The sequence below is a fragment of the Streptomyces sp. NPDC059092 genome, assembly GCF_042756365.1.
Classification (GTDB): domain Bacteria; phylum Actinomycetota; class Actinomycetes; order Streptomycetales; family Streptomycetaceae; genus Streptomyces.
This window is the reverse complement of the sequence record NZ_JBHZEJ010000017.1, coordinates 115,786-125,498: the sequence shown is the minus strand read 5'-3', so window position 1 is coordinate 125,498 and position 9,713 is coordinate 115,786. Positions and strand designations below refer to the sequence as shown.

Below are 9,713 nucleotides of genomic sequence, written 5' to 3'. Positions count from 1 at the left end.
CGCGGCGTGGTGCTGCTGACGGGGACCGCCGCGGCGCTACCACGGCCGGCGGAACCGACGCCCGTGGAAGCGCCGACGAGCGGATCCGTGCCGTACGAGGCAACGGCGGGCGAGGCAACGGCCGGCGCGTCGGCGGGCGAGGCGTCGGCCGGCGCGTCGGCGCTGCGGGAGCCGGCCCCGGCCGCCTCCGCCCCCACGTACCGCGCCGCCCCCCTCCGCGCCGAACGCCGCCGCCTGCGGAGGGCCGGCGCCACCCGGTCGGCCGTGTCCCGGCGCGCGGCCTGCCCCGTACCCCCTGTCGCGCCCTCGCGCCCCGAGCCGTACGCCGCGCACGCCCCCGTACCGGCCGAGCAGGAAGCGGCCGGGGCCACCGGGATCACCGGGCGCGTACCACGCCAACGGCGGCTCCTGCGGCGCTCACGGACCGCGGCGTGAAGCCGGTGTGAAGCTGCGCTGTGGGGCCGCTTAAGAAACTCTCGATGGACCGGAACGGTCGGGATCGGCACATTGGAGTCGATCACCGCACAGCGATCACCGCGCGGTGATCACCGTTCTTCAGCACCATCACCACCGGGAGCAGCGCCCCATGAAGGCACTTGTGAAACAGAAGGCCGAGCCGGGGCTGTGGCTCATGGACGTACCCGAGCCGGAGACCGGCGACGGCGACGTGCTGATCAAGGTGGCCCGGACCGGCATCTGCGGCACCGATCTGCACATCCGCTCCTGGGACGGCTGGGCCCAGGGGGCCGTCACGACGCCCCGGATCCTCGGCCACGAGTTCGTCGGTGAGGTCGTCGCCGTCGGCGCCGCCGTACGGGAGGTCGCCGTCGGCGATCTCGTCAGCGGCGAGGGCCACCTCGTCTGCGGCACGTGCCGCAACTGTCTCGCGGGCCGCCGCCACCTCTGCCGCAGTACGGTCGGCCTCGGCGTCGGCCGGGACGGCGCGTTCGCCGAGTACGTCGCCCTGCCCGCCTCGAACGTCTGGGTCCACCGCTCCGACGTGAACCTCGACATCGCCGCGATCTTCGACCCCTTCGGCAACGCCGTGCACACCGCGCTCTCCTTCCCGCTCGTCGGCGAGGACGTGCTGATCACCGGCGCGGGCCCGATCGGAATCATGGCCGCCGCCGTCGCCCGGCACGCCGGGGCGCGCCATGTCGCGATCACCGACGTCAGCCCGTACCGCCTGGAACTGGCCCGCAAGGTCGGCGCCACCCTCGCCCTCGACGTCTCCGCCCCCGGCAGCGGCATCGCGGAGGCACAGCGCAGGCTCGGCCTCAAGGAGGGCTTCGACATCGGCCTGGAGATGTCGGGCCGGCCCGAGGCGCTGCGCGACATGGTCGACAACATGACGCACGGCGGCCGGATCGCCATGCTCGGTCTGCCCGCCGAGGAGTTCGCGATCGACTGGTCGAAGATCGTCACCTCGATGATCACGATCAAGGGCATCTACGGCCGCGAGATGTTCGAGACCTGGTACGCGATGACCGTGCTCCTCGAAGGGGGGCTCGACCTCACCCCCGTCGTCACCGGCAGCTACGGATACGCGGACTTCGAGGCCGCGTTCGACGAGGCGTCGACCGCCCGCAGTGGCAAGATCATCCTCGACTGGACCGGCTGAGCCCGCCCACCCACGGCCTCCGCCGCGGGCCGGCCCCACCACGGCTCCACCACAGCCGGCCGGCCACGCGGCCGCCCCACAGAAGCCCACAGAACGCAGAACGCACAGGGAGCCCCCATGTACGGGTCCGTCCGGGACGAACTGTCCGCCACCCTCGACGAGATCCGCGCCGCCGGTCTCTTCAAGCCCGAGCGCGTGATCTCCACCCCGCAGAGCGCCTCCGTCGCCGTCGCCGCGGGCGGCGCGCCCGGCACCGTACTCAACTTCTGCGCCAACAACTACCTCGGCCTCGCCGACCACCCCGAGGTCGTCGCCGCCGCCAAGGACGCGCTCGACCGCTGGGGCTACGGCATGGCCTCCGTACGGTTCATCTGCGGCACCCAGGAGATCCACAAGGAGCTGGAGGGACGGCTGTCCGCCTTCCTCGGCCAGGAGGACACGATCCTCTACTCCTCCTGCTTCGACGCCAACGGCGGCGTCTTCGAGACCCTGCTCGGCCCGGAGGACGCCGTCATCTCCGACGCCCTCAACCACGCCAGCATCATCGACGGCATCCGGCTCTCCAAGGCCCGGCGCCTGCGCTACGCCAACCGCGACCTCGCCGAGCTGGAGACCCGGCTCAAGGAGGCGCAGGACGCCCGGCGCCGGCTGATCGTCACGGACGGCGTGTTCTCCATGGACGGATACGTCGCCCCGCTCGCCGAGATCTGTGATCTCGCCGACCGCTACGACGCGATGGTCATGGTCGACGACTCGCACGCCGTGGGCTTCGTCGGCCCCGGTGGCCGCGGCACGCCCGAACTGCACGGGGTGCTGGACCGGGTCGACATCCTCACCGGCACGCTCGGCAAGGCGCTCGGCGGCGCCTCCGGCGGCTATGTCGCCGCGCGCGCCGAGATCGTCGCACTGCTGCGCCAGCGCTCCCGCCCCTACCTCTTCTCCAACTCCCTCGCCCCGGTCATCGCCGCCGCCTCCCTCAAGGTGCTCGACCTGCTGGAGAACGCGGACGGGCTCCGGGAGCGGCTGAACGCCAACACCAAGCTCTTCCGCACGAGCATGACCGAGGCCGGGTTCGAGATCCTGCCCGGCGACCACGCCATCGCCCCGGTCATGATCGGCGACGCGGCGGCGGCGGGCCGGATGGCGGAACTGCTGCTGGAGCGCGGCGTGTACGTGATCGGCTTCTCGTACCCCGTGGTCCCGATGGACCGGGCCCGGATCAGGGTGCAGCTCTCCGCCGCGCACTCCACCGCGGACGTGGAACGGGCGGTCCTGGCGTTCGTCGAGGCGCGGGACGTCATGAAGAACGAGGGCTGACGGGGCGGGGACCGGGACCGGCGTACGGGTACGGGCGGGACGGTGGCGCGCGGGCGACCTGGCAGGATGGCGCGGGTGATCGACCCTCGCCGGCTGCGCGTCCTGCGGGCCGTCGCGGACCACCGTACGGTGACCGCCGCGGCCGCCGCGCTCTACCTGACCCCCTCGGCCGTCTCCCAGCAGCTCGCCGCGCTGGAGCAGGAGACCGGGCACGCCCTGCTGACCCGCAGCGGGCGGGGCGTCCGGCTGACCGCCGCCGGGGAGATCCTGCTCGCCCACACGCACCAGGTCCTCGCCCAGCTCGAACGGGCCGAGGCGGAGCTGGCCGCGTACGCGGGCGGCACGGCAGGCGAGGTCACGGTCGCCGCGTTCGCCACGGGCATCGCGGAGGTCCTGGCCCCGGCCCTGCGGCAGCTCGCCGGGGAACACCCCGACATCCGGGTGCGGGTCCGGGACGCCGAGGGCGACGAGAGCCTGCCGCTGGTGCTCGACGGCGAGGCGGACGTGGCCGTCGCCGTCGAGTACCGGGGCGCCCCGCGCGAGGACGACCTGCGGCTCTCCCGGGTGGCGCTGTACGCGGAGCCCTTCGACGCGGTGCTGCCCGCCGCGCACCCGCTGGGTCTCGGCGCGGAGGTCACGCTCGACGGGCTGGCCGACAGCGACTGGATCGGCCCCTACCCGGGCAACCCCTGCCACGACGTCATACAGCTCGCCTGCGAACTGGCCGGCTTCCAGCCCCGCCTGGCGCACTCCTCGGACGACTTCCGCGCGGTGGTCGCGCTGGCGGGCGCGGGCGCCGGGGTCGCGCTGGTGCCGCGTTCGGCGCTGCGCGGCATGGAGCTGAAGGGCACGGTCGTACGCCCTGTGGTGGGCCCGGCCGCGACCCGCCGCGTCTTCGCCGCCGTACGCCGGGGCGCGGAGGACCATCCGCTGATCCGGCCGGTCCTGGCGGCGCTGTCGCTGGCGGCGGCCGGGGTGACGACGCGCTGAGGGGCCGTACGGCTCAGCCGCGCCGAGGGGCCGTACGGCTCAGCCCAGCAGCGCCAGCAGGAGGACCAGTACGGTCAGCGCGCCCGCCGCGGCCCCCGACGCGCGCAGCAGCAGCCGCCGGGACGGTACGCGGGTGACCGTGAGCCCGCGCTCGCCGGGGAGCACGTAGAAGACCCAGTTCGGCTGGTTCACCAGTTTCAGCCGGGTCAGCCGCAGGCTCCGGACGCTCACCTCCCGCGCGATCTCCCTGGGTTCGCGGGCGAGATGGCCTTCGAGGGAGCGGCGGTGGATCCGGTCGACGCCGTCCGGCACCGAGAACGGTGCGCTCGACGCGGCGGTCAGTTCGGTCCAGCCGGCCGTACGCCGGTCCAGCCGGCCACGGACCGGACGGGGCCAACTGCGGTCCGGCAGCGTCAGGGTGCGGACGGACGTCCTGCGCCGGATGATCCCCTGGACCCAGCGGACGATGCTGCCCTTGCCGCCGCACTGCGCGTGCTCGATGCGCCGGGAGCCCCCGCACTCCTCGCAGGGGATGACGTTCTTCCCGTCGCACGTGGTGCAGGTGACCACGCCGCGGCCCTCGCACCCGGCGCAGGCCGCCTCCTTGCGGCGGCAGCGGGCACAGGTGGTCCTGGGCGCCGGCTCGGTCCCGCGGGGCCGAGCCGCGGCGTCCGCCGGGGTCTTCCCGCCCGTCGCGGGCCTCCCGGCACCCGCGCGCCGCGCCGGGTCCTCGCGGCGCGGGGTGTCCGGGCAGTGGGTGCACGAGCCGACCCCCAGGCAGTCCGGGCAGAGAGCCGTCTCCGGGTCGGGGCACGGGAGTCTGCCCCGGCCCTGGCAGCCGGGACAGGTGATGCGGCCGTTGTCGCAGCCGCAGATGATCTCCCGTTCCGAGCCCTCGCGCACCAGCTCCAGTGTCAGCGTCTCGTGGGCGTCCTTCGGCGGCGCGAGGACATGGCTCCGCACGTCGTCCTGGTAGCGGGGACGGCCGGACAGATCGATCGGTCCGTGGTGCTCGGCCTTGTCCTCGGTGCGGGTCTCGACGCACCGGACGGTTCTGGCGCGGAGGAGCTGATGGCGTTCGATCCTCCTTATGCCCTCGGCCAGTTCGCGGTGCGGATGACGCGTCCGGCGGTTGCCGCCGCCGTACGCGAGGACGGCTTCGAGGAGCGCCTGCTCGGACGGCTCCGCGCCGGCGCCGGACGGCTCCGCGCCGAACGCCGCCTTCTCGTAAGGATCTTCCCCGGACGGTGCGTCGGACATGGCCGGTTCCCTCCCCGACGCGGGCCGCCGCCCGCACAGACCGCAGAGTAGAGGGGCGGCCGACGCCCCCTCAAGTGGCGTGCGGGGGCGCTCGCCGGCGCGCGCCGGGGCGCGTACTACCCGCCTTACGGCGGTACTCCGGCCTTTCCCAGGTCAGGCCAGCAGGCTCGGCGCCGCCTTGTCCAGTACCGCGCCCACCCGCTCCCAGGTCTCCATGTCCCGCTCCACCGGCTCCAGTTCGGCCCCTTCGCCGACGGACCACGACGTCGCCACCGCGACCGGGTCCTCGCCCGTCGCCGCGCCCACCGCGAGCGCCGCCGCGCCGAGGGCGACGAGCTCGCCGCCCGCCGGCACGATCAGCGGCCGGCCCGAGAGGCGCCGTACGGTCTCCACCCACATCCGGCCCCGCGCGCCGCCGCCCACCAGCCGCATCGGGCGGCCCGCCACCGCCGGGTCCGCCGGATCGAGCCCGCACGCGCGCGACACCTCGTCCAGCGCGCGCAGTACGGTGACGACCGCGCCCTCGTACGCGGCGCCGAGGAGTTGCTGCGCCGTGGTGTCGTGGCGCACCCCGGTCAGCAGCCCGGACGCGGCCGGCAGATCGGGGGTGCGCTCCCCGTCGAGATACGGCAGCACGACGGCCTCGCCGCCCGGCACCGCGTCCTCCCGGTCGAGCCGGAGCAGCGCCGCCACCTTGTCCACGGCGAGCGTGCAGTTGAGGGTGCAGGCCAGCGGCAGATACGTGCCGTCGGCGGCGGCGAACCCCGCGAGCGCGGCGGACGCGGGGCGGGTGCGGGTGGCGGCGAACACCGTGCCCGAGGTGCCCAGGGAGAGCACCGGGTGGTCGAGCAGCCCGGCGCCGCCCAGGCCCAGTCCGACGGCCGCGCTCATGTTGTCGCCGGTGCCCGCGGCGACCGCGACGCCGACGGGCAGGCCGAGTTCGGCCGCGGCCCCGGCCGTCAGCGAGCCGACCCGGGTCGCCCCGGTGGCCGCGACGGCGGGCAGCAGCGCCGGGTCGAGGCCGAGGAGCGTGAGCAGTTCCTCGTCGTAACCTCCGGTCGCCGTCGAGTACCAGCAGGTCCCCGAGGCGTCGCCCGGGTCCGTCGCCGCGACCCCCGACAGCCGTTCGGTGAGGAAGTCGTGGGGGAGTCTGACGGCCGCCGCGGCCCGGGCGACGGCGGCGTCGTTCTCCCGCAGCCACTGCCACTTCGAGGCGGTCATCGAGGCCACCGGCACCGAACCCGTACGCGCCGTCCAGGCGTCGGGGCCGCCGAGCGCGTCGGTGAGCGCGGCGGCCTGCGGGGCCGAGCGGGTGTCGTTCCACAGCAGCGCGGGGCGCAGCGGCCTGCCGCCGCGGTCCAGCACCACCAGCCCGTGCTGCTGTCCCGCGACCGCGATCCCGGTCACGGCCGCGGGGTCCGTACCGGACTCCTTCAGCCCGGCGGCGACCGCCTCGCGCAGGGCGTCCCACCAGCTCTCCGGGTCGCTCTCCCGGGCCCCGCCCTCGCCGGTCACCCGGTGCGGGGCGCGGCCCACGGCGAGCAGCCGACCGGTGGCGGCGTCGGTGAAGGCCGCTTTCGTGGACTGCGTGGAGCTGTCCACGCCGATCACGACCGGGCTCTGCGACATGGGCGTACCTCTTCCGAGCAGCGGTTTTGGACGTCGGGAGAACAAATTACGCGATGGCGCGGCGCACGGGAACCTTCCCGCCGATCATCACACCGGCAAGGGAGTCGGCCGGGATGTGGTGTGGGGGTTCTCCGTGCGGCGACCGGCATGCATTATTAGTCATGTCAGGAAACAAAAAGGTACGGCGCGCGCCGGACCTGAGGTAGCGAAGGCGGCCAGAGCATGACGGAACGCTTCACCCCCACCCCTGAGGACAAGTTCAGCTTCGGTCTCTGGACGGTGGGCTGGCAGGGCAGGGACCCGTTCGGGGACGCGACGCGCCCGGCCCTCGACCCCGTCGAGTCCGTGCGGCGCCTCGCCGATCTCGGCGCGTACGGCGTGACGTTCCACGACGACGACCTGATCCCGTTCGGCTCCTCCGACACCGAGCGCGAGTCGCACGTCAAGCGCTTCAGGCAGGCCCTGGACGCCACCGGCATCGTCACCTCCATGGTCACCACCAACCTCTTCACCCACCCCGTCTTCAAGGACGGCGCCTTCACCGCCAACGACCGCGACGTCCGCCGCTACGCGCTGCGCAAGACGCTGCGCAACATCGACCTCGCCGCCGAGCTGGGCGCCAAGACCTTTGTGGCCTGGGGCGGACGTGAGGGCGCGGAGTCGGGTGGCGCCAAGGACGTACGGGCCGCGCTCGACCGGATGAAGGAGGCCTTCGACCTGTTCGGCGAGTACGTCACCGAGCAGGGGTACGACCTGCGCTTCGCCATCGAGCCCAAGCCGAACGAGCCGCGCGGGGACATCCTGCTGCCCACCGTCGGCCACGCCCTGGCCTTCATCGAACAGCTGGAGCGCCCCGAGCTGTTCGGGGTGAACCCGGAGGTCGGTCACGAGCAGATGGCGGGGCTGAACTTCCCGCACTCCATCGCCCAGGCCCTGTGGGCGGACAAGCTCTACCACATCGACCTCAACGGCCAGAACGGCATCAAGTACGACCAGGACCTGCGCTTCGGCGCCGGTGATCTGCGGGCCGCCTTCTGGCTCGTGGACCTGCTGGAGAGCGCGGGCTGGGACGGCAGCAGGCACTTCGACTTCAAGCCGCCGCGCACCGAGGACTTCGACGGAGTGTGGGCCTCCGCCGCCGGCTGCATGCGCAACTACCTGATCCTCAAGGAGCGGGCCGCCTCCTTCCGCGCCGACCCGCTGGTCCAGGAGGCGCTGCGCGCCTCGCGCGTGGACGAGCTGGCACAGCCGTCCGCCGCCGACGGGGCGGCCGGGCTGCTGGCGGACCGCACCGCGTTCGAGGAGTTCGACGTCGAGGCGGCCGCGACGCGCGGCATGGCGTTCGAGCACCTGGACCAGCTCGCGATGGACCACCTGCTCGGGGTCCGCTGACCGGACGGCCTTCGGTACGCGGCGGTCACGCGGCCACGCGGTACGCGGCCACGGCGGTCACGCGGCCACCGCGGCCACGCGGAACGCCGGCGCCGGACGGGTCCCTTCCGGATCCGTCCCGCGTCAGCCGTTCCCGGGGTCGCGGTCGGCCGCGGCCGGCCCGCCGTGCCCGGCGCCGTCCCGCCGTACGTACGCCACCGGGTCGGCCAGCACCGCCCGCACCACCAGCGCCGCCCCGCCGCGCGCCGCGTCCCCCGCCGAGGAGGACGCGCGCAGCCGCCCGCTGCCGCGCGGCCACAGACCCGACACCACCCGGGCCGTCAGCTCCCGGTCCGCCGCGGGCGACAGCCAGGGCATCAGCTCCCGGTAGATCCCGCCGAGCACGACCGCGTCCGGGTCGAGGAGGTTCACCGCCCCCGACAGCACCCGGCCCAGCATGGTCCCGGCCCGCTCGATGGCCGCCAGGGCCGCCGTGTCGCCCCGGCGCGCCCTGCGCTCCAGTTCGGCCACGCCCGGCACCCCGGCGTCCTCGTCGATGCCCGCCGCCCGCAGCAGCGCCGACTGGCCCGCGTACTGCTCCAGGCACCCCCGGGCGCCGCACCGGCAGAGCGGTCCGTCCGCGTCGGCGACCACATGACCGATCTCCCCGGCGAACCCGTGGGCCCCGCGCAGGAGTTCACCGTCCAGGACCAGCGCCCCGCCGACGCCGATCTCGCCGGTGAGGTAGAGGAACGTACGGAGCCCTCCCGGGCCGCCGAACCACAGCTCGGCCAGCGCCGCCAGATTGGCCTCGTTCTCCGAACTCACCGGCAGCTCCGGCGCCGTGGGGCGCAGCCCGGCCAGGGCGCGCGCGAACAGTGCCTGCGCGGGCACCCGGTTCCATCCGAGGTTCGGCGCCTGGCGCACCGTGCCCCCCGACACCAGCCCCGGCAGGGCGAGTTGGACGCCGACCGGGTGCAACCCCTGCTCGGCCGCCGATTCCAGGGTGCGCGCGGCGATCCGGGCGCCGCGGGAGAGCACCTCGGCGGGCTCGGTACCGCGGTTGTCGAGGTGCTCGGTCAGCCGTACCCGGTCGGTGCCGGACAGATCGACCACGCACACCGACACGTAGTCGATATTGATCTCCACGCCGATCCCGGCGGGCCCCGAACGCGTCACCTTCAGTACGGTGCCGGGCCGCCCGGCGTGCCCGCTGAAGGTCTTGCCGGATTCGGAGAGGAATCCGCTCTCCATCAACTGCTCGACCAGTGAGGAGACCGCCGCCCGGGTCAGCCCCACGCGCGCGGCCACCCCGGCCCGGGTCGTCTCGCCCTCGTCCCGTACCGCCCGGAGCACCAGGCTCAGATTGTGCCGGCGCACCGAATCCTTGTCGGCCTTGGGGCCGAGGGGGGTGTGGTTGGTGTTCATCTCGCGGACGAGCCTATGTGATCGGAATCGGCCGGAACGGCTCACTCGGCAAGCAGGATGTCCCCTTCCGCCCGGTATTGCGATTGATGACTTATTA

At 74.0% G+C, this 9,713-nt stretch carries 7 protein-coding genes and 1 pseudogene; 5 read left to right on the top strand and 3 right to left on the bottom strand.

The window, feature by feature from the left end; genetic code table 11:
- The 4 genes and pseudogenes from ACFXPL_RS13470 to ACFXPL_RS13455 form a co-directional block, all read left to right on the top strand.
- Positions 1 to 435 (top strand): annotated as a pseudogene (locus ACFXPL_RS13470) (hypothetical protein); the annotation flags it as partial.
- A gap of 151 nt (positions 436 to 586) precedes the next feature.
- Positions 587 to 1,621 carry an L-threonine 3-dehydrogenase gene (gene tdh, locus ACFXPL_RS13465; RefSeq protein ID WP_384917319.1) on the top strand — a complete coding sequence of 345 codons (1,035 nt, stop codon included), beginning with the start codon at positions 587 to 589 and terminating at the stop codon, positions 1,619 to 1,621.
- Between the two features lie 117 nt (positions 1,622 to 1,738).
- The gene (locus ACFXPL_RS13460; protein ID WP_384917316.1) at positions 1,739 to 2,938 is read left to right on the top strand and encodes a glycine C-acetyltransferase; all 1,200 of its coding nucleotides are present in this window, start codon (positions 1,739 to 1,741) and stop codon (positions 2,936 to 2,938) included.
- Positions 2,939 to 3,013: 75 nt separating this feature from the next.
- Positions 3,014 to 3,928 carry a LysR substrate-binding domain-containing protein gene (locus ACFXPL_RS13455; protein ID WP_384917313.1) on the top strand — a complete coding sequence of 305 codons (915 nt, stop codon included), beginning with the start codon at positions 3,014 to 3,016 and terminating at the stop codon, positions 3,926 to 3,928.
- A 39-nt stretch (positions 3,929 to 3,967) separates the two neighbouring features.
- Here ACFXPL_RS13455 and ACFXPL_RS13450 read toward each other — a convergent pair whose 3' ends face one another.
- Entirely contained in the window at positions 3,968 to 5,188 is a 1,221-nt protein-coding gene (locus tag ACFXPL_RS13450; protein WP_384917310.1) for a hypothetical protein, read from the bottom strand.
- Between the two features lie 153 nt (positions 5,189 to 5,341).
- Positions 5,342 to 6,817 (bottom strand): xylulokinase, encoded by a 1,476-nt coding sequence (xylB, locus tag ACFXPL_RS13445; protein ID WP_384917307.1) that lies wholly within the window; start codon positions 6,815 to 6,817, stop codon positions 5,342 to 5,344.
- A gap of 222 nt (positions 6,818 to 7,039) precedes the next feature.
- Here xylB and xylA point away from each other — a divergent pair, with 222 nt between their 5' ends.
- Positions 7,040 to 8,209, top strand: coding sequence for a xylose isomerase (gene xylA, locus ACFXPL_RS13440; RefSeq protein ID WP_384917304.1), 1,170 nt, complete (start codon positions 7,040 to 7,042; stop codon positions 8,207 to 8,209).
- A 123-nt stretch (positions 8,210 to 8,332) separates the two neighbouring features.
- Here xylA and ACFXPL_RS13435 read toward each other — a convergent pair whose 3' ends face one another.
- Positions 8,333 to 9,616, bottom strand: a complete 1,284-nt coding sequence (locus ACFXPL_RS13435) for an ROK family protein (protein WP_384917301.1) — start codon at positions 9,614 to 9,616, stop codon at positions 8,333 to 8,335.
- Positions 9,617 to 9,713: the final 97 nt, after the last annotated feature.

What these genes read in the sequence shown, in the direction of transcription:
- tdh (WP_384917319.1), top strand. Translation starts at nt 587, where the DNA reads ATGAAGGCACTTGTGAAACAGAAGGCCGAGCCGGGGCTGTGGCTCATG.
- ACFXPL_RS13460 (WP_384917316.1), top strand. Translation starts at nt 1,739, where the DNA reads ATGTACGGGTCCGTCCGGGACGAACTGTCCGCCACCCTCGACGAGATC.
- ACFXPL_RS13450 (WP_384917310.1), bottom strand. Translation starts at nt 5,188, where the DNA reads ATGTCCGACGCACCGTCCGGGGAAGATCCTTACGAGAAGGCGGCGTTC.
- xylB (WP_384917307.1), bottom strand. Translation starts at nt 6,817, where the DNA reads ATGTCGCAGAGCCCGGTCGTGATCGGCGTGGACAGCTCCACGCAGTCC.
- xylA (WP_384917304.1), top strand. Translation starts at nt 7,040, where the DNA reads ATGACGGAACGCTTCACCCCCACCCCTGAGGACAAGTTCAGCTTCGGT.
- ACFXPL_RS13435 (WP_384917301.1), bottom strand. Translation starts at nt 9,616, where the DNA reads ATGAACACCAACCACACCCCCCTCGGCCCCAAGGCCGACAAGGATTCG.